General features: G+C 30.0%; 32 protein-coding genes. All 32 read left to right on the forward strand.

What is annotated here, in order from left to right; genetic code table 11:
• Nucleotides 1-9 precede the first annotated feature (9 nt).
• The 32 genes from BQ7358_RS06215 to BQ7358_RS06360 all read left to right on the forward strand — a co-directional run bounded on the left by BQ7358_RS06215 (nucleotide 10) and on the right by BQ7358_RS06360 (nucleotide 22,038).
• Nucleotides 10-219: a hypothetical protein gene (locus tag BQ7358_RS06215; RefSeq protein ID WP_072520360.1), complete on the forward strand. Its 210-nt coding sequence runs from the start codon at nucleotides 10-12 to the stop codon at nucleotides 217-219.
• Nucleotides 220-222: 3 nt separating this feature from the next.
• Nucleotides 223-483 carry a hypothetical protein gene (locus BQ7358_RS06220; protein ID WP_072520361.1) on the forward strand — a complete coding sequence of 87 codons (261 nt, stop codon included), beginning with the start codon at nucleotides 223-225 and terminating at the stop codon, nucleotides 481-483.
• Nucleotides 483-851, forward strand: a complete 369-nt coding sequence (locus BQ7358_RS06225; protein ID WP_072520362.1) for a phage head closure protein — start codon at nucleotides 483-485, stop codon at nucleotides 849-851. The genes BQ7358_RS06220 and BQ7358_RS06225 overlap by 1 nt, the downstream gene beginning before the upstream one ends.
• Nucleotides 848-1,192, forward strand: a complete 345-nt coding sequence (locus tag BQ7358_RS06230; protein WP_072520363.1) for a hypothetical protein — start codon at nucleotides 848-850, stop codon at nucleotides 1,190-1,192. The genes BQ7358_RS06225 and BQ7358_RS06230 overlap by 4 nt, the downstream gene beginning before the upstream one ends.
• On the forward strand, nucleotides 1,189-1,614 hold the full coding sequence (locus tag BQ7358_RS06235; RefSeq protein WP_072520364.1) for a hypothetical protein: 426 nt from the start codon (nucleotides 1,189-1,191) through the stop codon (nucleotides 1,612-1,614). Before BQ7358_RS06230 ends, BQ7358_RS06235 begins: the two co-directional genes overlap by 4 nt.
• Nucleotides 1,615-1,626: 12 nt before the next feature.
• Nucleotides 1,627-2,289: a hypothetical protein gene (locus tag BQ7358_RS06240; protein WP_072520365.1), complete on the forward strand. Its 663-nt coding sequence runs from the start codon at nucleotides 1,627-1,629 to the stop codon at nucleotides 2,287-2,289.
• A 49-nt stretch (nucleotides 2,290-2,338) separates the two neighbouring features.
• Nucleotides 2,339-2,779: a hypothetical protein gene (locus BQ7358_RS06245; protein WP_072520366.1), complete on the forward strand. Its 441-nt coding sequence runs from the start codon at nucleotides 2,339-2,341 to the stop codon at nucleotides 2,777-2,779.
• 196 nt (nucleotides 2,780-2,975) lie between these two features.
• A complete protein-coding gene (locus BQ7358_RS06250) occupies nucleotides 2,976-7,133 on the forward strand; it encodes a phage tail tape measure protein (protein ID WP_072520367.1) in 4,158 nt (1,385 codons plus the stop codon).
• On the forward strand, nucleotides 7,117-7,839 hold the full coding sequence (locus BQ7358_RS06255; protein ID WP_072520368.1) for a phage tail domain-containing protein: 723 nt from the start codon (nucleotides 7,117-7,119) through the stop codon (nucleotides 7,837-7,839). Before BQ7358_RS06250 ends, BQ7358_RS06255 begins: the two co-directional genes overlap by 17 nt.
• Complete coding sequence (locus tag BQ7358_RS06260) at nucleotides 7,839-12,116, forward strand: phage tail spike protein (RefSeq protein WP_072520369.1); 4,278 nt, start codon at nucleotides 7,839-7,841, stop codon at nucleotides 12,114-12,116. The genes BQ7358_RS06255 and BQ7358_RS06260 overlap by 1 nt, the downstream gene beginning before the upstream one ends.
• Nucleotides 12,117-12,119: 3 nt before the next feature.
• Nucleotides 12,120-12,545 carry a DUF1617 family protein gene (locus BQ7358_RS06265; protein ID WP_072520370.1) on the forward strand — a complete coding sequence of 142 codons (426 nt, stop codon included), beginning with the start codon at nucleotides 12,120-12,122 and terminating at the stop codon, nucleotides 12,543-12,545.
• Entirely contained in the window at nucleotides 12,545-12,793 is a 249-nt protein-coding gene (locus BQ7358_RS06270) for a hypothetical protein (protein ID WP_072520371.1), read from the forward strand. The genes BQ7358_RS06265 and BQ7358_RS06270 overlap by 1 nt, the downstream gene beginning before the upstream one ends.
• A gap of 5 nt (nucleotides 12,794-12,798) precedes the next feature.
• Nucleotides 12,799-13,188, forward strand: a complete 390-nt coding sequence (locus BQ7358_RS06275; RefSeq protein ID WP_021753573.1) for a phage holin family protein — start codon at nucleotides 12,799-12,801, stop codon at nucleotides 13,186-13,188.
• A complete protein-coding gene (locus BQ7358_RS06280) occupies nucleotides 13,189-13,443 on the forward strand; it encodes a phage holin family protein (RefSeq protein ID WP_072520372.1) in 255 nt (84 codons plus the stop codon).
• Between the two features lie 297 nt (nucleotides 13,444-13,740).
• Nucleotides 13,741-14,259 carry a PBECR4 domain-containing protein gene (locus tag BQ7358_RS06285; RefSeq protein WP_021753571.1) on the forward strand — a complete coding sequence of 173 codons (519 nt, stop codon included), beginning with the start codon at nucleotides 13,741-13,743 and terminating at the stop codon, nucleotides 14,257-14,259.
• A gap of 45 nt (nucleotides 14,260-14,304) precedes the next feature.
• Nucleotides 14,305-15,036, forward strand: a complete 732-nt coding sequence (locus BQ7358_RS06290; protein ID WP_062173763.1) for a CHAP domain-containing protein — start codon at nucleotides 14,305-14,307, stop codon at nucleotides 15,034-15,036.
• Between the two features lie 173 nt (nucleotides 15,037-15,209).
• Nucleotides 15,210-15,959 carry an N-acetylmuramoyl-L-alanine amidase family protein gene (locus tag BQ7358_RS06295; protein ID WP_072520373.1) on the forward strand — a complete coding sequence of 250 codons (750 nt, stop codon included), beginning with the start codon at nucleotides 15,210-15,212 and terminating at the stop codon, nucleotides 15,957-15,959.
• Nucleotides 15,960-16,108: 149 nt separating this feature from the next.
• Nucleotides 16,109-16,561 carry a Panacea domain-containing protein gene (locus BQ7358_RS06300; RefSeq protein WP_072520374.1) on the forward strand — a complete coding sequence of 151 codons (453 nt, stop codon included), beginning with the start codon at nucleotides 16,109-16,111 and terminating at the stop codon, nucleotides 16,559-16,561.
• Nucleotides 16,554-16,787, forward strand: coding sequence for a hypothetical protein (locus BQ7358_RS08510; protein ID WP_083577642.1), 234 nt, complete (start codon nucleotides 16,554-16,556; stop codon nucleotides 16,785-16,787). Before BQ7358_RS06300 ends, BQ7358_RS08510 begins: the two co-directional genes overlap by 8 nt.
• A complete protein-coding gene (locus BQ7358_RS08680; RefSeq protein WP_159428390.1) occupies nucleotides 16,778-16,945 on the forward strand; it encodes an MAG6450 family protein in 168 nt (55 codons plus the stop codon). Before BQ7358_RS08510 ends, BQ7358_RS08680 begins: the two co-directional genes overlap by 10 nt.
• 160 nt (nucleotides 16,946-17,105) lie before the next feature.
• Nucleotides 17,106-17,282 carry a ribbon-helix-helix domain-containing protein gene (locus tag BQ7358_RS06310; RefSeq protein ID WP_072520375.1) on the forward strand — a complete coding sequence of 59 codons (177 nt, stop codon included), beginning with the start codon at nucleotides 17,106-17,108 and terminating at the stop codon, nucleotides 17,280-17,282.
• A 209-nt stretch (nucleotides 17,283-17,491) separates the two neighbouring features.
• On the forward strand, nucleotides 17,492-17,671 hold the full coding sequence (locus BQ7358_RS06315; RefSeq protein ID WP_072520376.1) for a CopG family transcriptional regulator: 180 nt from the start codon (nucleotides 17,492-17,494) through the stop codon (nucleotides 17,669-17,671).
• Nucleotides 17,672-17,852: 181 nt separating this feature from the next.
• Nucleotides 17,853-18,008: a hypothetical protein gene (locus BQ7358_RS08685; RefSeq protein WP_159428391.1), complete on the forward strand. Its 156-nt coding sequence runs from the start codon at nucleotides 17,853-17,855 to the stop codon at nucleotides 18,006-18,008.
• Between the two features lie 114 nt (nucleotides 18,009-18,122).
• A complete protein-coding gene (locus BQ7358_RS06320; RefSeq protein WP_072520377.1) occupies nucleotides 18,123-18,971 on the forward strand; it encodes a hypothetical protein in 849 nt (282 codons plus the stop codon).
• Nucleotides 18,972-19,077: 106 nt separating this feature from the next.
• Nucleotides 19,078-19,836 (forward strand): N-acetylmuramoyl-L-alanine amidase family protein, encoded by a 759-nt coding sequence (locus BQ7358_RS06325; protein ID WP_072520378.1) that lies wholly within the window; start codon nucleotides 19,078-19,080, stop codon nucleotides 19,834-19,836.
• Between the two features lie 166 nt (nucleotides 19,837-20,002).
• Nucleotides 20,003-20,281 (forward strand): hypothetical protein, encoded by a 279-nt coding sequence (locus BQ7358_RS06330; protein ID WP_040460736.1) that lies wholly within the window; start codon nucleotides 20,003-20,005, stop codon nucleotides 20,279-20,281.
• Complete coding sequence (locus BQ7358_RS06335; RefSeq protein WP_231723756.1) at nucleotides 20,232-20,699, forward strand: type II secretion system protein; 468 nt, start codon at nucleotides 20,232-20,234, stop codon at nucleotides 20,697-20,699. Before BQ7358_RS06330 ends, BQ7358_RS06335 begins: the two co-directional genes overlap by 50 nt.
• On the forward strand, nucleotides 20,689-20,970 hold the full coding sequence (gene comGE, locus BQ7358_RS06340; RefSeq protein ID WP_062173751.1) for a competence type IV pilus minor pilin ComGE: 282 nt from the start codon (nucleotides 20,689-20,691) through the stop codon (nucleotides 20,968-20,970). The genes BQ7358_RS06335 and comGE overlap by 11 nt, the downstream gene beginning before the upstream one ends.
• Nucleotides 20,963-21,217, forward strand: a complete 255-nt coding sequence (locus BQ7358_RS09075) for a type II secretion system protein (protein ID WP_062173749.1) — start codon at nucleotides 20,963-20,965, stop codon at nucleotides 21,215-21,217. The genes comGE and BQ7358_RS09075 overlap by 8 nt, the downstream gene beginning before the upstream one ends.
• A 29-nt stretch (nucleotides 21,218-21,246) precedes the next feature.
• Nucleotides 21,247-21,453 carry a hypothetical protein gene (locus BQ7358_RS09080; RefSeq protein WP_062173747.1) on the forward strand — a complete coding sequence of 69 codons (207 nt, stop codon included), beginning with the start codon at nucleotides 21,247-21,249 and terminating at the stop codon, nucleotides 21,451-21,453.
• Complete coding sequence (locus BQ7358_RS06355) at nucleotides 21,446-21,637, forward strand: hypothetical protein (RefSeq protein ID WP_231723755.1); 192 nt, start codon at nucleotides 21,446-21,448, stop codon at nucleotides 21,635-21,637. The genes BQ7358_RS09080 and BQ7358_RS06355 overlap by 8 nt, the downstream gene beginning before the upstream one ends.
• Nucleotides 21,638-21,780: 143 nt before the next feature.
• Nucleotides 21,781-22,038, forward strand: a complete 258-nt coding sequence (locus tag BQ7358_RS06360; RefSeq protein WP_062173742.1) for a hypothetical protein — start codon at nucleotides 21,781-21,783, stop codon at nucleotides 22,036-22,038.
• Nucleotide 22,039 lies beyond the last annotated feature (1 nt).

A 22,039-nucleotide genomic window follows, 5' to 3' on the forward strand; every position in this document is an offset into this window, starting at 1 on the left:
GTATAATAAATGGTTAAAGTTAAAATTTTAAATAACTTTTTGAATAAATACACTGATGAAGAATATAAAGCGGGGGCTATTGTAGATTTTTCTAAAGATAGACTTGAAGAAATTGAAAAAAACTTATCGGATCATGATAAAAAATTCGTTCAAAAAGTAAGAAATATTGACCCAGAAGAAGAAACATCTGAAGAACAACTAGAAGAAGCGGAAGAATAATCTATGAATGATTTATTAAAGAAATTAAAAGATAGATTACATATTTTACATGGTGATGAAGATGAGCAACTTAAACAGTTGCTTTCTTCGTCTATTTTTTCATTAAAAATTCAGTGCGGTAATTTTGATGTAGAAACTAATCTTTTAGCACAAGAACTTGTTTTTGAGAGAGTTAGATATGCCTACAATGATAGTTTAGAATATTTCGATAAGAATTTCAGAACACAGATTATTAATCTTGCTTTAACATTAGGGGAAACATAATGATAAATTTAGGAAAAAAACAAGAAAAAATTAATCAGACATATAATGATGGAATAGTAAAGTTTGTAAAGTATGAATTTGAAAAAGATGAATTTAATACTAAACTAACTACTAAAATTGAAAAAGAAATAAAAAGTTTTTGGTTTAGAAAGTTAGGAATAACATCTATAGAACAATATCAAGCTCTACAAGTTGATACAGAAGTATCTAGGAGAATAGCTATTCGATTATTTCCAAGAATAGATTATTATATTCTAAGTGATTTATTTATCGTTATTAAAAATAAAATTTATACTATTTCAAGGGTATATCACAACCATACGAAAAATGAAACTGAATTATCTTTAGTTGAGGTGATTAAAAAATGACAACTAAAAAAATGATTTTTAACACTATTCAATCTTTAGGGTTGAACATTCCACTTTCTTATGGATTCAGTGATAATGAGGCATTTCCTAAATTAGTTTACTTTCATGTACATACTAATGAAAGTAGGCTTTCTAACCAGAAAAAAATAAAGCGTCATACATATCAATTGAATTTTTATGATTTTAAACCACATGATCTTGATAATTCTGAAATACTTATAAAACTTCAAGAAACTATAGAAAATACAACATTAAATACAAGTTCTTGGCAAGAGGTGATTGATGTAGATCCAGAAACAAAGGATACGCAGTTCATGTATTTTATGGAGATTTATTCGTGAGTAAAGAATTTGGATTTGATAAAGCTATCACTAGGTTAGAAAAGATAAGAAATAATGCAAATGGTGTAAATTTAATCATAGAAAAAGAAGCGGAAGAAATAAAAATAGATGCACAAAATATAGCAAAAAGTAAAGGATTAAAAGTAACAGGAAAAGGTATTGCAGGTATAACAACCAAACATAACCCTTATGAGAGTATCGTGGGTTGGGCAAGCAGACCAAATTTACATTTATATTTTCATGAAATAGGATTTCATGCGGGTTTTTCTAAATCATCAGGAAGAGAACGTAGAGGTAAAAGAAAGCGTAAATATAAAAAAGGTACTAGAAAATACATTGCTCCAAAGCCTCATATTCGCCCTGCTGCAATAAAACACAAAAAAAGTTTTTCTAAAAAAATAAAAGAAAACTTATTAAAGTAAAGGAGAAATTAAATGGCAGTAACAAAAGAAACAGTAACTAAAGCATTATTAACTGGTGTAGGTGCTGGTTATTTACAAAAAGTTAAAACAGAAGCACTTAGTTCAAGTGGTTTAACTTATGAGGAAAAAGTTTTCGAAGTATATGCTATTGACAAAATAGCATTTAAAGGTCAAACAAAAAATAAAACAGTATATCTTTCTAATGTAAAAGCAAGAGATATTGTTAAATATTCAAGTGTAGAGATGACGGTTGACATTGGTTGGTTTCCAGATGGCTTTTTAGAAGAAGTAAGTGGAATGGTGAAATTAGCTAATGGAGCGTATGTTCAAGGGGATAGCCCGAAATATAAACAATTTAGATGGGCATTCCCAGTAACAGATGAAGATGGTCAAGAAATTATATATAATTTCCCAGTTTGCCAAATTGAAAACCCTGACTTTAATGCTGAAACTGAAACAGATGAGAAAAAAGAAAATATTACTCAAGTAACCATCAAAGCTTATCCAGTTTCATCAGAAAAACGAAAATCTGTATTTAGTAAAATTGACTTACGAGAAACGACTAAATACGACAGGGAAAAATTACTTACATTAGGGTTTTACAACGCTGAAACATTAAAAGCATGTTTGAAAGATAGCGGAACACCTGATGACACAGTAGTACCGGAAGCATAATATTAAGGGCTAGCAAAGACTAGCCCTTTTCAAAAAGGAGATTTTAACAATGAGTATTTTTGTAAAAAATATAAAAACATTTGAAACAAATATTTTAGGTAAACCTATAAATTTAAAAGCTAATTTAGCAGTTTGGATTCATTTAGAAGCTGATTATGGAATTAAACAAGGGCAATGGCAAGAAAAGTACGCAGAAGAACCATTCATTAGTAACGCTAAATTTTTAGCTTCAATTTTAAAAGCTAACGGCTATATAACAACTGTAAATGAAATTTTGGAAAATGTAACTGAATCTGAATTAGAAATTTTTTCTTTGGAATATCAAAAAGCAGTGTATGGAGATATTACCGAAATATTACTTACGATGTTAGGGATAACAAGTGATAGTGAATTGGGAAAGAATATTTTAAATACACAGGTAAGCGAGCTCCTAGAAGAGAAAAAAACAGTTCAACTAGTGAGCAAGAAGAAAAAACACAAGAAGAAATAGATTGGGATGAGTTGTATTATAGATGTAAAACTTGGTTTGGAATGAATTTGGATGAATTTTTATATGAGTATAATTTGGATTATATAATATATATGCATAATAAATATATAAATGAAAATTATAATCAAACTGATCAATCTGAATCAGAAGAAGTTATAACAACAAATTTCAGTAATATACTTTAAGGAGGTAAAAGATGGCGGAATACTTGGATAAGATTGGCGTAGTATTAACTGCTGATGGGGTAGGTACTTTTACTTCTGCAATAAAGCAAGGTGAAAATGCTTTAAAAAGATTACAAGCTGAAACTAAAAGGAATATAGCAGCTTTGGGTAATGGTGGTAGAGCCTACGATTCTTATAAGATTAAAATTCAAGGCTTAACATCTCAAATGAATCAGTCCGCAACTAATGTCAATAACTTAAAAAATAAATATGATTCATTAAAACAATCTACGAGCCAAATTCCAAAAGAAATAGATAAACTATCTAATAGTTTAAAACAAAAACAATCAGTATTAAAAACAAATGGTGCTATCTTACAAAGTCAACGACAACATTTAAAACATCTAGAAGAGACTTATGGTAAGAATAGTGAAGCTGTTAAAAAATATAAAGAAACTGTGACGGCTAGCGGTAAAGTATACAAAGAAACTGAAAAAGAAGCTAAAACTTTAGAAAGTCAAATTAAAGGACTAAATTCGACTTTAAATAGTCAAGAGAAAGAATTAACAACTTTACCTACTAAAATTGCTAATGCTGAAACTAGTTATTTTAAATTAAGAAATGCTGTAGAAAGTACACATGCATCATTTAGAAATAGTGGCGGGCGATTAGCTGATGTTGCCAAAAATTTTGAAAATACAGGAACTAAAGTTCAAAACTTTGGGCAAGGTATGACAAGGGTGGGCGATGGAATAACAAAAGCAACAGCTGGAATATCAGCAGGAATGCTATTAGCTGGTAAGAGTGCCATTAATTTTGAAAGTGATTTTGCTGGTGTAGTAAAAACAGTAAATGGTACTCCAGAAGAATTAAACAAAATACGTCAAAGTTTACTAGATTTATCAACACAGATACCGGTAAGTGCAAATGAATTAGCTAAAATCGGCGAGATTGCAGGACAATTAGGTATTAAAAAAGAAAATATAGTTGATTTTACTAAAACAATAGCTGACTTAGGAGCAACAACTAATTTAAGCGGAGAAGAAGCAGCAACCTCATTATCTCAATTTATGAACGTAATGGGTACTGCTCAAAATAAAATTCAAAACCTTGGATCAACAGTAGTTGCATTAGGAAATAATTTTGCTACTAATGAGCGAGATATTGTTGCTATGTCCCAAAGGCTTTCAGGTATGGGAAAACAAACTAATATGGCAGAAGCTGATGTATTAGGCTTGGCTGCTGCTATGAGTTCTGTAGGTATTGAAGCCGAAGCAGGTGGTAGTGCCATGACCCAAAGTATGACTAAAATGCAAAATGCAGTAATGGGTGGCGGTAAAGAATTAAGTGCTTTTGCTAAAGCAGCAGGAGTAAGCACAACTGAATTTGCTAAAGCCTTTAATGATAGACCGGTAAAAGCATTAGAACTATTATTATCTGGGCTTAAAAAAGTAAAAGATAATGGCGGAAATGTTAACGAAGTATTAGCTAGCCTAGGAATAACAGGGATTCGTGAGGCTGACGCAATCAAACGATTAACAGGAGCCTTGGGTGGCGATAGTGGGCTTGGTAGAGCGTTAGATATTGCTAATAAAGGTTGGGAAGAGAACACAGCCCTAACTAATGAGGCTAATATCCGATATCAAACAACAGCTAGTAAGTTGCAAATCGCTAAAAACGAAATTCAAAAGATGGCTATTGAGTTAGGTTCTCAATTGTTACCTAAACTTGTAGAAGTATTGCAACATTCGAAACCTTTGGTAAAAACAGTAGGTGATATGATGGTATGGTTTAGTAAATTGCCACCAGCTATACAGGTTGCAGTATTAGGAATGGGACCGTTTTTATCAATTACAGGAAGATTGACGAATGGAATCGGCAGTGGAATTAAGAGTATAAGTAGTCTTATAAAATGGATAGGGAAAATAACAACAGGTAAAGCTGTTAAAGATATTGCAAAATTAAGCACCGAAATAGCAGGAGTAGGGACTCAAGCAACAAGAGCAGGGGGAATGGCTTCGGCTTTTGTAAATCCATATATTGCAGGAGCAGCATTAATAGGAGCAGCATTTGCAGGAATAGGGTATTTAATATATCGGGAAATGACTAAAGACAGTCGTAATCATGAGGCGGCAGTTGAACAAACAAACGGGAAATATAAAGAGTGGTATGATGAAGTTAGAAAAGGTGCTGAAAGTTCAGGGAATGCTATTGATAGATTGAAAGGATCGGTTGAGAAAAATACGCAATCTATTGTAGAAGAAACTAAAAAAATAAGAGAAGCTAACACATCTATTATGGAAAACTTGGATGAAAATTTCAAAAAAGGTGCTTGGTATGAAAAAGACGGAGTGTTTAGAAAAAAACTTAAAGAGAATTTAAGTTTGAGTGATGATGATGTCAATGAGATAGAAAGCAAGTTTAAAAATTTTGGAATAATGATAGGCAACTCTTTATCTAATATTCAATCAACTTATTTAGAAAATAAAAAAATAACTTCTGATTATGCTTTAACTCAAATTAAAGCAATAAATGATGTAGCATTAACTTCTGTTGAAAGTTTTGAAAAACGTAGAAAAGCGGAACAAGACAGATTAAATCAATTAAAAGCTAATGGGTTAATCGAAGAAGCGGAATACAAAAAACAATCAGAAGTAGTTAAACAAAGTTTTGACGAGCAAATAAAAAATGTAAGAGAAACTCAAAATAGAATTAAAGAAATTTTAACAAGAGCAGGTAAGGAGAATAGAAGTTTAACAACTCAAGAAATGGCTGAATTAGAAGCTCTATATAAAAAATTAGGTAAAAGTGCTACTGAAGCAGCAACTGATAGTAAGACGGCACAAAAGGCAATGCAAGAAGCTTTGGAAGAAACAGCATTAACAGCTAAAATTGCTGCCTTGAAACACATCGGATTAATTACTAGCCAAAAAGAAGAGTATATTAAAAACTTAGGATCGATGGAAGAAAAGGTCAAAGAAGTTGATGAGATATTAAAAAATTGGACTGCTCATAGTGATATAAAAAGTATAGGAATTAGCTATGAAGATCAAGATTTAATTTTTAATTTTAAAAGCGATTATGAAAGAGCCTTGGCGTTTCCTGATATTTTAAAAGCAATTAAAATAGCGGAAGACCAAGGTCGAACTATTAAAATGACAAAAGAAGATCTTGAGTGGTTGGACAAAAAAGGTATTAAGCCGAAAAATGTTGAAATAGTTGATAAAGCTAGTTTACCTTTAGATAATATTAATAAAAAAGTAGAGGTATTTAATCAAGTTAGTTTGCCTCCTAAATCAATAATGTTCAATGACCAAAGTAATGTTATTGATAATGTTTTTTCGAAAATATTAAATTATAACAATACAAATGTAACTGATAAAAATTTAACTGCTACAGATCAAGCTAGTCAACCTATCAGCAATGCACAAAATAAATTAAATGTATTCAATGGTACTAATCCTGTTGATAAAATATTGAACGCAACTGGGAATACTACATCATTTACCCAAGAAGCTACTAATACGTTGAATAACTATAACAATACAAATCCTAGCACTAAAAGTATTATGACCCAAGGGAATACAACACCTTTTACTAATCAGGCGACAAGTGCATTGAATAATTATTCAGCAACAAATCCAGGTACTAAACATTTAGAAGCAGAAGATAATGTAAGTTATAAAGCTAATAATGCTAATAATTCTATTAGAAGTATCCCTACATTTTGGCGATCAGTAATTAATGTTGCTGCAAGTGGTCCTATATCTTTATTACAAAAATTAGGATTATTCGCTCAAGGTGGAAAAATTGATTTTTACGCATACGGTGGAAATGTAGATATGTTTGCAAACGGTGGACAAATAGGAACTTCTCAAAATTTACCGCCAAGGTATACCGGTATTGTAGGGGAGGCTGGCCCAGAATTATTTCAAGTAACAAAACGAGGCGTTAATATAACACCGTTATCAACTCGTGAAAAGATACAAGGGATAAGTGGTAAGTTATCAGAATATACTAATAATCAATCGCCTGAAATTAATGTAACTATCAATATAACAGGTAACAACATTAGTAACAAGGAGGATATAAATACATTAGCTTCAGAAGTCGAAACTAGATTAGTTAGAAAAATGAAAGAATTTAAAAATATGAATTTTGGAGGTGGTAGCAATGTCGTTACATTATAATAAATTAATATTCAAAGATAAGTCTACCGCTGATTTTCCTTTTGGTATATATGTAATAGAAAATGATGGAATTAATAAAGGAAAAAGAAAAGATAAAATTTTTACAACTGATGAGATGTCTGGCGGAGTAGTTAGGAGTTCAACTTCATATGATGTTGTTGAAAAAACTTATAAATTACTTATATACGATGTTAAATTATTCCAATTGAATGAATTATTAGTATGGTTAGAGGGGAGCGGTAAATTAACTGCTTCTGATAATCCTAACAGATATTACGAGGTGCTGACAGTATCGGCTATAAAATCTAGGTTAGGAGAAGTTGATGATTATGAAATTGATGTAACATTTACATGTAACCCCTTTTCTTATAATTTGGAAAAAGATATCAAAACTTATGATAGTAACGGCACTATCCACAACGAAACTAGTGTAGTTATGTATCCTAAAATAACAATATATGGATCATCTCATAATCAAACTAGTCTTACTATAGGAAAGCAAGTTGTTAGATTTAAAAACCTAATAGAAAAAATAGTTATTGAATGTAAACAAGGTGAACAAAATGTATTTGATAAAGATGGAGATTTATTAAATAGTGTTATGCTAGGATCTTTTTTTGAAATAGAACCAGGAACACACGGAATAGCCTTAGGTAATGGAATATCAAAGGTAGAAATTGAATGTAGATGGGGGGCGTTTATTTAATGTTATGGTTATATGATAAATTTGAAAAAGATTTTACTTACAACGGAATAGTGTTAAATAATGCCTATGAAGCGGACATTCATTGGGTTTTGAATGTTTCTTATAAATTAACATTTAAATATCCTACTGTAGATAATGATATATACAGTTTCATTCAAAAAGGAATGATTGTTAAAGGTGATGAGTTCGACAGAACTAACACATTTAGAATTAAGGATATTGATGTTTCAGAGCATGAAAAATGCATAATTGTAACATGTTATCAACAAGCTTATGATTATAACAAACGATTGCTTAACAATTTTAGTAAATTAAATGCTAATTGTCAGGCAATTTTAGATGAATGGGCTGTAAGTTTTATATCAAAAGAAAAAGATTTAATTTATTATTCTGATATAAAAAAAATAAATTCATATAGCACCTTTAAAGATTATAAAGATAAAGAATTAAAAAATTCGTTTAAGATATTAGGTGAAATAGCCGATACTTATTCAGCGGATATTGATTTACACGATAATCAAATAAGTTTATTAAATAAATTAGGTAAAGACACTGAAGAAGTATTAACAACAGCTAAAAATATAAGTGAATTTGTAAATTCTAGTAATGCAGATGAAATAATAACTAGAATTCATGCTAGTTCAACTTTTAAAGTCGGAGATAAAGAAGACAAGGATAATTTAAAAGAAAAACATCGTAGAGAAATGGAAGCACTAAGAAATTCTCAAAAAGAATATTCTAAAATAAGAAATTCTCAAAAAAGAGCAGAACAAATTCAAGAAGAAATTGATAGGAGATATTCCCAAGAATTGGCTAAGGCTAATAGATCTGTAAAAAGAAGTGGAACTTCATATAAAAGTTATGAACAAATTGTTAATGAAGTTAATAAAAAATACCAAGAAAGAGAAGCAAGAGCGAACCAACGAAAGGCTGAAAGTCAGGCAATAGCAGATAGAAAAAAAGCGGAAATTGAAGAATTAAAGAAAAAACAAAAAGATGAAATATCAGCTTTAGATGATGAAATGTCGATAACTCTTATAGTTGATAGCCCGTTAATAAATGATTATCCATTTATTAACGAAATTTCAATGTCAAATAATGATTTAAGAACAGCGGAAGAATTGGAAGAATGGGCATTCAAACAATTTGCAGAAAATAATATTGATAAACCTAAGAATTCTATTAAAGTAAGTTATGAGCAATTATCAGAAAACATCAATAGAGGTGATACTGTTATCCTTAAGTATCTCAAATATGGCATAGATGAACGCATTAGAATAATTGAAACGCATTACGATCCTATGAATAAAAAATGGAAAGAGTTTATCTTAGGTGAAAAAGAAACACACTTAGGATCGGAAATTTCAAGCAGCATGAGTGGAGTAGAAGCCAACACAAAAGCATACTTCGATTATATAAGAAATAACTTTGATGAAAAGGTGCAAGAGCAATCGGCTAATGCTAGTAAGTTATTTGATAAAAAAGCTAAAGCAATTGAAAATACTATAGGCGATGAGATAGAAAAAAATATAGCAAAATCAGAGGTTATAAAAGAAAAAATTATAAAAACGGTAGAAACTTCTATAGAGCCGTTAAAAAACGACATTCAACGAGCAACTACTGAATTCAACAAAAACCTAAACGAAACTAAACATCAACTTGAAACATTAAAAACTGATAATCACAATAAAATAATCGAACTTGAAAAAGGAATAGCTTCCGCCAAAGAAAAAGGCGAAACTGCATTTAATAAAGTAACAGAGCTAAACGGCGAAGTTACTAGAGAGTTTGAGAAGATAAAAAAAGATACCAACGATAGCATTAATGCTGTTAAATCAGAATTTAAAGTAACCGCTGATGGCTTATCAAACAAAATAGTCAAGTTAGAAGATTATGTAAATAAAGACGGTGAAAGAACTCAAACGATGAAGTCTTGGGTTGAAACTAACACTGTAGAAGCTTTAAAACGAGAAAGAACAGAAGTATTAAAAGTAATTGACGGTAAAGGATATGTAACAGCTCAAAATCTTACTAATAAGCTAGAAGAAACAAGCAAGGGTATTACTAGGGAAATATCAAGTGCTATTGATAACATAAGCTATAGTAACCGTAACTTACTTTTAAATACGCATTTCCCAGACTCAAATTCAATAGAAAATACAAGTGCTACTTTAAAAATTAATCAAAATGATTATAACGGGCATAATTCTATTGAATGGCAAGTGGCAGGGGCAGCTAATTATACATGGAAAGGAATTAACGTTAAAAGTAGCATATCGTCAGTTAAAAAAGGTGATAAGTTAGTAATTAGATTACCAATCTATATTTTTAGTGATGTAAATGACGACGCAGGAGTTAAGTTAAGATTAAAAAATCATAAAAATAACTCTACTTTAAAATCTTTTAATTTATCCGATAATATGCCAAAAAATCAATGGGTAATTAAAGAGATTAAATTTATAGCAGAAAGCGATTTTGATTTCACGAAGAATAATTTCTTTTTCGTGGCAATTGATAAAAATGGGCATTGCAAAATAGCTGAACCTTATCTTGGATATGGAACTGTAATACCTAGTTCGTGGTCTCCAGCTCCTGAAGATAGTACTAACCAAATAAACGCATTAAATACTTGGAAGCAAACAGCAACTGAAACGTTAAATAAAGTTGGCAGCATTAATCCTAATGACTTAGTTAAATACTCACAGATGAGAATAACTGATGAGGGTATTGATTTTGGCTCTGGTAGACAATTTAACGGTAAATCGTTAGCTAGTATGCTAAGAATAAGTCCTGACAGTATCCAAGCGATAACTGATAAATTTATAATTACTCCAAGTAATGAGAATTTGGTTGAAGTTGATAAGCGAAATGAAATTGGATTAGAGCAACGTTCACTATGGCTAACCTCTAAAATTAAAGAAGATAACCTATTAAATAAAAATGAATTTAGAATAATAGGAGAATTTATCTGGCAAGGTAACTTAACTTATGACCTTAACTTTATAATTGAAATAAAGAGAAACGGTCAAAATGCAGAATACTTTTTTAAAAAAATTGCTTCAAAAAATTCAACTTATATATCAAGTAAACGAGGAGTTGATTTAAGGGTTAACCCTGATATTTCAGATATTGAATATTACAGATTAGGAATATATCAAGAAGGAAATAACAACTTCCACAAAATAGCTTGTAAAAATTTAGAAATTCGCCAAAAAAGGTCAGCAGAGTTAATTGTTGACGGAACTATAAACTCTAAGCATATATCAACAGGGTCAATAGAAGCTGGGCATATATCCGCCGGATCAATACAAGCTATTCATATGACGGCTGAAAGCATTGCCGCTGACGCTTTAAAAGTTGATGAAGCAATGATTAATAAATTGTTAGTAAATAATCTATTGGTTAAAGAGTTGTTTGCCAATAGTGCATTTATCAATAAATTACAAGCCGTTGACATCAGTGCTACTCAAATTACCACTGGGTATTTAAGCGGAGATAGGATATATGGTGGAACTATTGAGGGGGTTACAATTACCGGGTCAACACTTACAGGTACTACTAAGATAAAAATAGGTGAGTATGGTTATATGCAACCAGTAGATAGAGGACTCCAAATTAACACTCCTGCTTCTTATACTGCTAATTATGGAACAGGGGTTCAGATTTTAGGTGATACATGGGATAATTATCCTAAGGGGATATTTATTTACCACGACCCAGATTTTTCTGTCGCAGGACAAACGGTTTATCCTAACGTCGATAATACATTGTTGACAGTGCACGGTTATGCTGCAATTTGCAATAAATTTAATGGCAATCCTGTACAAGGACACGCTATAATCTCTAATAGATATAAAGACACTCCTGTTAATGGGATTTATAAAATTGCATTTATAGGTTGGGACGGACGTAGCGGTCAATTATATGTTGATGACGGAACGGGTTCATCAGGAACTTGGTGGTTCACGCCTGACTCTTCATCATCAGATAGAAGATTGAAATTAGGGATTGAGGATAGTAATTATAACGCAATAGAATTTATTGAAAAATTAAACTTCAAACAATTCGATTGGAAAAGGGATAAATTCGGGTATAAAAAAGACTACACTAAATGTGGATTGATTGCTCAGGACATTCAAGCGTTGGATAGCAGCTTAGTATTTTCTCAAGGTGATAAGTTAGCACTAGATGACTTTAGACTTGGTAATATAGGGCTTAAAGCAATTCAAGAGTTAAATATTAGATTAAAACGATTAGAAGAAAAAATAGGAGCATAAAGAATGGAATTAAAAATTCAGAATAAAGATTTAGAAATATTATTACAGACGGTATCAAATTTACCAATTAAAAAAATGAAAGCTAATAGAGGGCGTGCTAAGTTTCTTAAAAAGTTACAAGAGAAATTAGAAACTTATATCGAAGATAGAACCGAACTAGCTAAAATATACGTCGAATATGACAAAGACCAACCTAAAGTTGATAGCGACGGAAATTTAATCTATAAAGATAATGCTAATGTAGACGAGTTTATCAAAGAGTTAAATGAGTTAAATACTGAAAGAGTAATAATTCAAGGGGGCGAATATTCTGAACGTTACACTGACTTTTTTAATGACTTGTTAGAGCTTGAAGTTGAGTTGTCGGCACTCGAAACAATTCTAATTGATGATATTTTAGAACAATTTGAAAAAGGAGATAAAAAGTAATGACTTTAGAAATTAAAAAAACAACCAAATTAGAGGGTAGATTTAAGGTAGAGAATGAAACAGTTAAATTAGTAACTGTAGAAATTAACGATAAAGGAGTATCAGAAATTTACGAAAGTATGTATAACCAAGAATTGTACAGTAAAAATCGTGTAGAAATGCGTAAGCATGAAAAAGAACTTAGGGAAAAAAGATACGAGATAGAGGATAAAATTTTAGAGGAATTGGAAAAAACTAAACAGGAGTAATTTAAATGGCATTAATAGAATTAAGATTTTCGGATTTAGTAATACATCTTAGGGAATTCTTTAATATTGCAATTTTATATATTGTTATGGCGTTAATAATATTTGATATTTTATCTGGGATTGCAAAGTCTTGGGTTACTCATGAGGTCAACTCAACACTAAGCAGGAAAGGGATTCTTAAACACACAGCTATTATTATGTTTATCATAATATCATTTCCAATTCTAACGGCAATTGGATTTAAATCTGTGGCGACAACTATAGTTTTATATCTTATATATAGCTATTTAATTTCAGTTATTGAGAATTTAACAGTATTAGGAGTTCCTTTCCCAAAAGGAATATTAAAAAGACTTACTAAATTAAAAGATTTAATAGAAAACAAGGAGGAATAAATGACAGAATTACAACAATTTTTAAGTCCAGCAATAATGGCACTTTGTTTACTGATAGGAAACAGCATTAAGACTAGCTTTCCTAAAATACCTAACAATTATATTCCCGCAATATTAGCAGTTATAGGGGCAGTTTTAATTTGCATATTAGAGGGATATTCAGGACATAATATCGTGACAGGTATTGTTAGCGGATTAAGTGCAACTGGACTACATCAAATTCATAAAGGGATAAGAGAAGTTAAAAATAATTAACACACTTTGAACAGTTGTTTATAGTGTTTGACAAAAAGTAGAATTTGTATTAAAATAAATTCAGAGATAAAAAGGAAACTATTCACCTCCTTTCAGTCTCGTTTTAACGTTAAAATTCGTAGTGATACGAAAGTGTAATAGAAGCACATTACACTGCTTGGCAGAGCTTAAGAACTGTTCCTTGGAGATAAGCCTAAGAAGCACAAAGAGGAGTTAGTCAACCAACAATTCGACTAATCGTAAGACCTGGTTAGAGTCTTTTCTAATCCGTGCTTAATTTTGTTTTATGGAGAGAAAATGGATAATGTTGATTTAAAAAAATTGTATGATGATTATAAAAAGAAATTTCATAATAATTCTTGTATGATAGAAACGAATTATAAAAAATTAAATGAATTTATAGTCAAATTCAATATTTTAGATTTACATCATTTATTTGGAATTCATAAACTTGAAAATATTAACGCTAGCAAAACTAAAGAATTTTTAGAGAAAAATGAATTAGATTTAAATAAGTATAGAAAATATAAGAACTTTAATGAAGTAGTTAATAGGATCAATAATTATAATTTTATATCGGAAATTTTTATTGATAAAAAATATAATTATTGCATATTAGCCAAAGATTTAAATAAAAATACTATGAAATTATCTGTTGTATTTTATAAAGAAAATGAGGATAAATATATAGTATTCGGATTGAGAAAAATTTATAAAAATGTTTTTGTACCTACTACATTACATGAAGGTAGAGGACAAGCAATTTATAAAAGTTATAGACAAACTAAAATTAAAAATATTAAGTGGTTAGACTGAGATTATTCTTGGTCTTTTTATTATGAAAAAATGGAGGATAAATAAATGGTTAAAACAATAGATATAGTAAATGAAGCAAAAAGAATAGCAAATTTAGGAATAGGGGTAGATCAAGACGGAGCATATGGCACTCAATGTGTCGATTTACCGAATTACTTAAGTGTATTATTCTTTGGTAAAGCATTAAGAGGTAATGCAATAGATTTATTAAATAGTGCTAAGTCATTGGGTTATACAGTTGAATATAATGTGGTAGGAGATGTCAATTCTAAGCCACGTGCGGGGGCGGTGTTTGTTATGGATACCACTTATATTGCTGGTCATTCTTACGGGCACACAGGATTAGTAATTGCTGATAGTGACGGGTATACAATGAGTACCATTGAACAAAATGTTGATGGTAACGCTGATAGTTTATATGTAGGCGGTCCTGCCCGATATAGAAATCGTGACTTTAGTGGCATTGTTGGGTGGTTCTACTTCCCAGTGAACGACACACCGGCTAATAACCCAGCTAATACCGATTTACAAGCATTAGATAAAGCTAGAACATTCAAGGTAACTGTTGATAAGTTAAATGTGCGTTCAGCTCCATCGTTAGATAGTGAAGTAGTAGCAACTTACGAAAATGGTGAAGAATTTAATTATATGGAATATTGCTATGCTAATGGTTACGAATGGTTATCTTACATCTCACACAGTGGAGAAAGACGTTATGTTGCAAGTATGGAGCTTGAAACTGGTAAAGAATATGGTGAATGGAGATATAGAGATTAATATTCCTTGTCAATTCCAAAGATATGTAGTATAATGTAATTACTTTATTTTTATTCATTTTTATTCACACCCCTTATCATTTAGATAGGGGGTATTTTTTATTTCACTTGATTTAGTAAGGAAAATATGATACTGTTAATGCGTATAAAATAAAATTTAAGGAGGAAATAAAAATGAATAAAGTAGTTAAGATTACTGCAAAAGTTTTGCTAAGTACTGCATTGTTATCATCAATTATAATTCCCGCATCTAACCAAGCAAGAGCTGATTGGAAACAAGATGAAAACGGTTGGTGGTATGATGAGGGAAATGGGAGATATCTTGCTGATGGAAGCTGGTCGATTGGAGGAAAAGCTTATCGTTTTGATAAAAGAGGATATATGGTAACAGGCTGGTATTATGATAATGGTGATAAGCATGAGAGATTAAAAGGATGGTATTATTATGATCCAGTAAATGGGGATGAAAAAAGAGGTTGGCAAAAGATAGATGGAAAATGGTATTATTTTAATGCTATGGCACTTACAGGTTTACGGAATATAGATGAAAAAAAATATTATTTTGATCCAGTAAATGGGGATATGAAAACAGGGTGGATAAAGATTGAAGGGAAGTGGCACTATTTTGATCCTGAAAATGGTAATGAAAAATCAGGTTGGCAGAATATAGATGGAAAATGGTATTATTTTATTTCTGGAGCATTTACAGGTTTTAATTATATAAATGAAAAATTGTATTATTTTGACCCAGTAAACTGTGATATGAAAATAGGATGGACAAAAGTAAATGGAGTTCAATATTATATGGATCCTAATGATGGAGGAGCGGTAGCAAGAGATAAAGTCTTGCTTATGAATGGTGTTTATTACACTTTTAATGCGGGTGGTAAACTTATAAAAGTTGAGTTAGCTAATAAAAATTAGCTAATAAATAACGGGAAGAAATATTTTAACCCTTGCAGGAATGCGGGGGTTATTTTTGTTTGTGAAACAATTATTATGAAACATATTGTTTTCGTAAAAGTTATGTGGTAATATATAGGTATAAATAAAAAATTTAAGGGGAAAATATCATGAATACCATTAAAGATGTAGCTAAATGGTTTTTATCGAAAGAGAGTATGACGCATAAAAAGTTACAGAAGCTTTGTTATTATTATGTAGCGTGGAGTTATGCTTTATATAGTAAAGTAGATTTAGTTAATCCGGAATTTGAAGCATGGGTACATGGTCCAGTTTCGCCGTCAATATATAGTTCTTATTTTACTTATAGATGGAATTTTATTCCACAGTATGAAGATAAAGTAAGTGATTTTTCGGATGAAGAAACGTACTTATTGGAGAGTGTTTGGCTTACATATGGAGACAAATGTGGTGATGAATTAGAAGCCTTGACACACTCAGAAGCACCATGGATAGAAGCAAGAAGTGGGTTAGGTGAATACGAGCGTTCAAATGTTGAAATTTCACCTAAAACAATGGAAAGATATTATCAATCCGTTTATAAGGTTAATCAAGGTGTCTAAAAAAATTGAAAGATTAACCAATGTAACTGTTGATAAATCATTAACTATGGGTTCAAGATTAGATAGCAAAACCACAAAATTCAAGATAACTATTCAGCATAATTTAAATAATAATTTTTCTTTCAATATAATAAATAAGAATAACGGTCATAAGGAGTTTCATAAATTTATTTGTAATACAGTTGGAAAAAATTATCTATTTCGGAGGTTAACCGATTGTATTTAAGAACTAGAGGGAAAAATAAAATAATAGAAATAGAGGGTGTTGAATTTGAAGAAGTACACTATGGGCGAGATCAATCTGCTTTTAGAATATTTGGATACCATCATGGAGGAGAGTTTATTTTAACAAGAATAGATACAAACCATAAAAGTCATAAATAGTCCTTTGTCAGAGATGACGGAGGGTTATTTTTTATTGCCTGAATAACGGAAATTTTTAAATATTTCTATTATTTAGGAATTTTTTTAAAAAAGGGGTTGACTTTTTGTAGCAACTTAATATATAATTATAATTGTAGCGACAAAAGAAAGGAGAAAAGGTATGGTTGCTAAGAAAATAGGTAGACCCACGGAAAATAAAAAAGATACTATGTTAAGAGTGAGAATAGATAGTAATATAGTAATTAAACTTGAAGAAATATCAAAAAAAGAAAATATTTCCAAATCAGAAGTAGTAAGACGTGGTATAATCAATCAGTATAATGATATAAAAAAATAGAAGATTGCTAGACTCTCGCAAAGTTACAATCTTCTACCAGAAAGGAATAGTACTCCTAAATTTATTATACCATAGGAGTACATTCTTATCAAATTAAAATTTAAGGAGATAAAAATGTATAATTTACAAAAACAAAATAATACTCTTGACTTTTAAGCACGCATAAATTATAATTAATATGTGCTCATAAAAAGAAAAGAGGTGAAAAAATGGGAGCAAAAGTTGGAAGACCCAAAGTGGATAACCCTATTAATATTCGAACAAGTGTTAGATTGGATAAAATAACTGATAAGAAATTAATGGAATATTGCCAAAAAAACAATATATCAAAAGGTGAAGCAGTTAGAAAAGGAGTCCACCTACTTTTGGGACAACAAAAAAAAGATTAGAGATATAGGTTCTGAGGCTACAATCTCTAATCAAACACAAACCGTTATGATTTGATAAATCTATTATATCATATTATAAACGGTTAATAAATAAAAAATTTATAATTTACAAAAACAAAATAAAACTCTTGACTTTTAGCATTCAAAAATGCTATAATGTTTGTTGTTAGGAGGTGAACAGATGAAAACTCTGACAATAAGGTTAGAAGATGATTTACATAAAAAGCTGAAATTATTAGTAATTGAAAAAGATACTACAATTCAAAATCTAATTGTGGAATTAATCAATAGACAAATAATGGAAAGTGATAAAAGTAAATCGACAAATAAAAAATAGAAGATTGCTCAACCCTGAGAAAGTTACAATCTTCTACCCGATAGGAATAGTATTCCTAAATTTATTATACCATAGGAGTACATTCTTATCAAATTAAAATTTAAGGAGATAAAAATGTATAATTTACAAAATCATAATAAAAAATTTACATCGTTAGAATTAGTAAAGCAAATTAATTTTTTTAGAGGAGAATTTCAGAATAAATCAGAACTTGCACATAATGATTTACTAAAGATAATAAGAGATGAATTTGAAGAAGAAATCTCACTGGGAAAAATTTCCCAGTCAAAATATACTAATTCTCGAGGTAGAGAATACCCAATGTATATATTAACAACATCACAAGCTAAGCAAGTGTTAATTCGAGAAAGTAAGCAAGTAAGACGTGCGGTTATTAAATATATTGAGGAACTTGAAGGAAATCTGACTCCCCAACAAAAACGCCTATACTACAAAAAAGTACCAGTAATGACAGTAGATATGTTAGCAAAAGAATTAAATATATCAACAGTAACTGTAAATAAAATGTTGTATAAATTAGATGACGGAAATGTGTTAACCGGAAATGAGTTAAAATATTTTAAAAAAGAAAACAGTTATAAGTCAAGTTGTAGCTTGCTTAGAATAATCTACCATCGTGTGGCTGATACAATAGCAAGAAATTTAGGTAAGCAATTAAGTGATTATTTTCTGTTTGATTGTGATAAATATAAACTACCCCTTGAGCAAATGCAAATAGCCTTAAAACAAGCAGACAACCTTGCTAGAATAGGTAAACAAATAAGCAATAAAGAAGATAAGGATTTTGTGTTAATGAAAGCCAGTGAGATATTAGTTAATATCGGACTATGGGATAATAAAGAAGATACTGATTACGATATAAATAGCCTCGATGGCTGGAACAAGAAATGTAAAATAGGTAATAATTTAGGCTACATAAATAGGCAGTTAAAATTATTGTAAAGCACTCCCCCTATAATTTAGGGGGTATTTTTTATTTCACTTGATTTAGTAAGGAAAATATGATACTGTTAATGCGTATAAAATAAAATTTAAGGAGGAAATAAAAATGAATAAAGTAGTTAAGATTACTGCAAAAGTTTTGCTAAGTACTGCATTGTTATCATCAATTATAATTCCCACATCTAACCAAGCGAGAGCTGATTGGAAACAAGATGAAAACGGTTGGTGGTATGATAGGGGAAGTGGACATTATTATAAAGATGGAGTATATGATATTGGAGGAAAAGCTTATCGTTTTGATAAAAGAGGATATATGGTAACGGGCTGGTATTATGATAATGGTAAGCATGAGAGATTAAAAGGATGGTATTATTATGATCCAGTAAATGGAGATGAAAAAAGAGGTTGGCAGAATATAGATGGAAAATGGTATTTTTTTAGTTATGGTAATGGCAATGCACTTACAGGTTTACAGTTTATAGATGATAAAGAATATTATTTTGATCCTGTAAATGGGGATATGAAAACAGGGTGGATAAAGATTGAAGGGAAGTGGCGCTATTTTGATCCTGAAAGTGGAGCTCAAACAGAAAAAACTTGGAGATATATAAACGGGAAATGGTATTATTTTGACGCAGTTAATCCAGTTACAGGTTTTTTGTATATAGGTGAAAAAAGATATTATTTTGACCCAGTAAACTGTGATATGAAAATAGGATGGACAAAAGTAGATGGACATCAATATTATATGGATCCTAATGATGGAGGAGCGGTAGCAACGAATAAAGTCTTGCTTATGAATGGTGTTTATTACACTTTTGATTGGATTGGCAAACTTATAAAAGTTGAGTTAGCTAATAAATAACGAAACTAATTATTTAATAAAGAATATATCCGCAAGATTTTTAATAAAATAAGAACTAGCTTTTATTTTAAAGTTAGTTCTTTTGTTGTTTTAAAATATATTCTAGTGGCATTCCTTTGTCAATACCTCTAAATATCCTAAATGCTACTATTACATCTGCGTAGAAATGTTGATTGTACTATTTATAATAGCGATATTATTAATATTAATAATACCGAACATTACTAAAAATATTGACACAGCAAAAGATAAAAGTTCGCAAGCATATGAAAAAACTGTTCAATCTCAGGTAACGGCATATCAAATAAATGAAAAAGATAATGATGTAACATTTGAAAAATTGGTAGAAAAACATTATTTAGATGGCCCGGTAGATAAGGCCAGCACCGCACCTAATGGCAAAAAAATTATTATTTCAAATGGAAAAGCTACATTACAAAACTAAAGAAGCATATACTTTGGTAGAGATGCTTGCTGTTTTACTAATAGTTAGTATTATAGTAATTATGTTATCTGTTATTTCAATAGGAGATTATACTAAATATAAGGAAAGGTTAGCGGTGAATGAATTAATCTCCGATATTTATTTTATACAAACATCAAGTTTAAGAGAAGGTAATTCTCCGTATATTGATTTATTTTCCGGTGATAATGAATATTTAATGTATTATGATAAGCATTCAAGTTGGAAAAAATTATCTCAAAATGGAAAAATAGTTGCTAATGGTCCGACGATAAGACTTAGGTATAGAGAGGGGAACTTAATATCAAGAGCTAACACAATAGATGTAAAATTTGAACGCAGTTTGTATCGTATTATCGTTCATTTAGATAGTGGGTATATTACGGTAGATGAACTATAAAAGTGGTTTTACATTTGTTGAACTGATTATTGCTTTAGCAATTTGTTCCATGATATTCGGTTTTCTTATACCTAATTTAGTTCGTCAATATTCAACTATTGCAATGATAGAAAAACAACTTGAGATGAAAGAAATTCTTTATGAAGAAATTAGTAATCATTATAATGAAAAAAATTTCAGTGTTAGAAGAGAAAACTATGAAATAGTAGTTAGTCTTGAAAAGGCGGAAATAGTGGATATAAATACTAATGAAAAGGTCAGTTATGAGTAAAAGCAAAAAAGAGGGTTTTACACTATTAGAACTTACCATATCGTTATTTCTTTTGATTATAGTTACACTTTTGTTGATGCTTATACTTCAGACAACATTGAAAACTTCTAAAAATTTTTTAGATTTTACAAATTATGAATATGCTTTAGCACATAAAAAAATCTTTCAAATTTATAATTCCAGCGAAAAACTTGAGAGGGAAAGTAATTACATTATAATGAAAAATAAAGAAAAAAAGAAGAAGTAAGGTTAGTATTTCAAGGAAATAAAATTTATATGGAAAAACAAAAAAATACAAACTCTTATGCAGGATATATCCTTCTTCTTCAAAAATTAAAAGGTTACTCAATAGAGCAAAGTGACGACAGAATAAAAATTACCATCATTGATAGAGAAAATAAAAAGAGAATACTTTACCTTATGCTAAAAAATCAAAAAGATAATGATAAAGATGAAAAAAAAGAGGATGACGAAATTGAATAAGAAAAATCTTAAAAATGGTAGTGCAGTTATAACTTCACTTTTAGTAATGCTTTTTGTTATTGTTGTTATGTTTAGCATAATTGGAATTTATATAAACAAGATGTATAGTATAAAAAATCTAAATGATTATTATGATAAAAAAATAGTAGAACAGTTAACTAAAAATATTAGTAATAAAGAATAATTATATGAGATGGGAAAAGTTAAACTTCTGACGTTCCCATCTTTTTACTTTCTATAACCAATATAAATGTTGCGTTGTTTTGGTAAATAGTTTAAAATATTAGTATGAAATTTAAAAACAAATAATTTATTAAGGAGATAAAAATGAGTAAAAAAACAATATTAACTTTCGCTGTTGCAGGCTTAGGTGCGGTAGCATTATCTACATTAATTTCAAAAAAAGAAAGATTTAGTAAAGAAGAAAAAGAAACTATTGATAAATACAAAGAATATTTAGAGGAGAAAGACTACATTGTAGTTGATAAGAAAAATTATAAAAAACAAGTAGGAAATATTTTGTCATTGTCATCATTACCTTTATATTATAAAGCTGCTAAAAAAGTAGCTAAATTTGTGTTATAAA

Source organism: Gemella massiliensis, from assembly GCF_900120125.1.
Classification (GTDB): Bacteria; Bacillota; Bacilli; order Staphylococcales; family Gemellaceae; genus Gemella; species Gemella massiliensis.

Excerpts from the sequence above, each read along its gene's own strand:
- BQ7358_RS06320 (WP_072520377.1), top strand. The coding sequence starts at position 18,123 with ATGTATAATTTACAAAATCATAATAAAAAATTTACATCGTTAGAATTA.
- BQ7358_RS06315 (WP_072520376.1), top strand. The coding sequence starts at position 17,492 with ATGGGAGCAAAAGTTGGAAGACCCAAAGTGGATAACCCTATTAATATT.
- BQ7358_RS06310 (WP_072520375.1), top strand. The coding sequence starts at position 17,106 with ATGGTTGCTAAGAAAATAGGTAGACCCACGGAAAATAAAAAAGATACT.
- comGE (WP_062173751.1), top strand. The coding sequence starts at position 20,689 with ATGAACTATAAAAGTGGTTTTACATTTGTTGAACTGATTATTGCTTTA.
- BQ7358_RS06335 (WP_231723756.1), top strand. The coding sequence starts at position 20,232 with ATGGCAAAAAAATTATTATTTCAAATGGAAAAGCTACATTACAAAACT.
- BQ7358_RS06245 (WP_072520366.1), top strand. The coding sequence starts at position 2,339 with ATGAGTATTTTTGTAAAAAATATAAAAACATTTGAAACAAATATTTTA.
- BQ7358_RS06215 (WP_072520360.1), top strand. The coding sequence starts at position 10 with ATGGTTAAAGTTAAAATTTTAAATAACTTTTTGAATAAATACACTGAT.
- BQ7358_RS06275 (WP_021753573.1), top strand. The coding sequence starts at position 12,799 with ATGGCATTAATAGAATTAAGATTTTCGGATTTAGTAATACATCTTAGG.
- BQ7358_RS06300 (WP_072520374.1), top strand. The coding sequence starts at position 16,109 with ATGAATACCATTAAAGATGTAGCTAAATGGTTTTTATCGAAAGAGAGT.
- BQ7358_RS06250 (WP_072520367.1), top strand. The coding sequence starts at position 2,976 with ATGGCGGAATACTTGGATAAGATTGGCGTAGTATTAACTGCTGATGGG.
- BQ7358_RS06225 (WP_072520362.1), top strand. The coding sequence starts at position 483 with ATGATAAATTTAGGAAAAAAACAAGAAAAAATTAATCAGACATATAAT.
- BQ7358_RS06220 (WP_072520361.1), top strand. The coding sequence starts at position 223 with ATGAATGATTTATTAAAGAAATTAAAAGATAGATTACATATTTTACAT.
- BQ7358_RS06325 (WP_072520378.1), top strand. The coding sequence starts at position 19,078 with ATGAATAAAGTAGTTAAGATTACTGCAAAAGTTTTGCTAAGTACTGCA.
- BQ7358_RS06285 (WP_021753571.1), top strand. The coding sequence starts at position 13,741 with ATGGATAATGTTGATTTAAAAAAATTGTATGATGATTATAAAAAGAAA.
- BQ7358_RS06280 (WP_072520372.1), top strand. The coding sequence starts at position 13,189 with ATGACAGAATTACAACAATTTTTAAGTCCAGCAATAATGGCACTTTGT.
- BQ7358_RS09075 (WP_062173749.1), top strand. The coding sequence starts at position 20,963 with ATGAGTAAAAGCAAAAAAGAGGGTTTTACACTATTAGAACTTACCATA.
- BQ7358_RS06270 (WP_072520371.1), top strand. The coding sequence starts at position 12,545 with ATGACTTTAGAAATTAAAAAAACAACCAAATTAGAGGGTAGATTTAAG.
- BQ7358_RS06255 (WP_072520368.1), top strand. The coding sequence starts at position 7,117 with ATGTCGTTACATTATAATAAATTAATATTCAAAGATAAGTCTACCGCT.
- BQ7358_RS09080 (WP_062173747.1), top strand. The coding sequence starts at position 21,247 with ATGGAAAAACAAAAAAATACAAACTCTTATGCAGGATATATCCTTCTT.
- BQ7358_RS06295 (WP_072520373.1), top strand. The coding sequence starts at position 15,210 with ATGAATAAAGTAGTTAAGATTACTGCAAAAGTTTTGCTAAGTACTGCA.
- BQ7358_RS06240 (WP_072520365.1), top strand. The coding sequence starts at position 1,627 with ATGGCAGTAACAAAAGAAACAGTAACTAAAGCATTATTAACTGGTGTA.
- BQ7358_RS06260 (WP_072520369.1), top strand. The coding sequence starts at position 7,839 with ATGTTATGGTTATATGATAAATTTGAAAAAGATTTTACTTACAACGGA.
- BQ7358_RS08685 (WP_159428391.1), top strand. The coding sequence starts at position 17,853 with ATGAAAACTCTGACAATAAGGTTAGAAGATGATTTACATAAAAAGCTG.
- BQ7358_RS06230 (WP_072520363.1), top strand. The coding sequence starts at position 848 with ATGACAACTAAAAAAATGATTTTTAACACTATTCAATCTTTAGGGTTG.
- BQ7358_RS06290 (WP_062173763.1), top strand. The coding sequence starts at position 14,305 with ATGGTTAAAACAATAGATATAGTAAATGAAGCAAAAAGAATAGCAAAT.
- BQ7358_RS06360 (WP_062173742.1), top strand. The coding sequence starts at position 21,781 with ATGAGTAAAAAAACAATATTAACTTTCGCTGTTGCAGGCTTAGGTGCG.
- BQ7358_RS06265 (WP_072520370.1), top strand. The coding sequence starts at position 12,120 with ATGGAATTAAAAATTCAGAATAAAGATTTAGAAATATTATTACAGACG.
- BQ7358_RS06330 (WP_040460736.1), top strand. The coding sequence starts at position 20,003 with ATGTTGATTGTACTATTTATAATAGCGATATTATTAATATTAATAATA.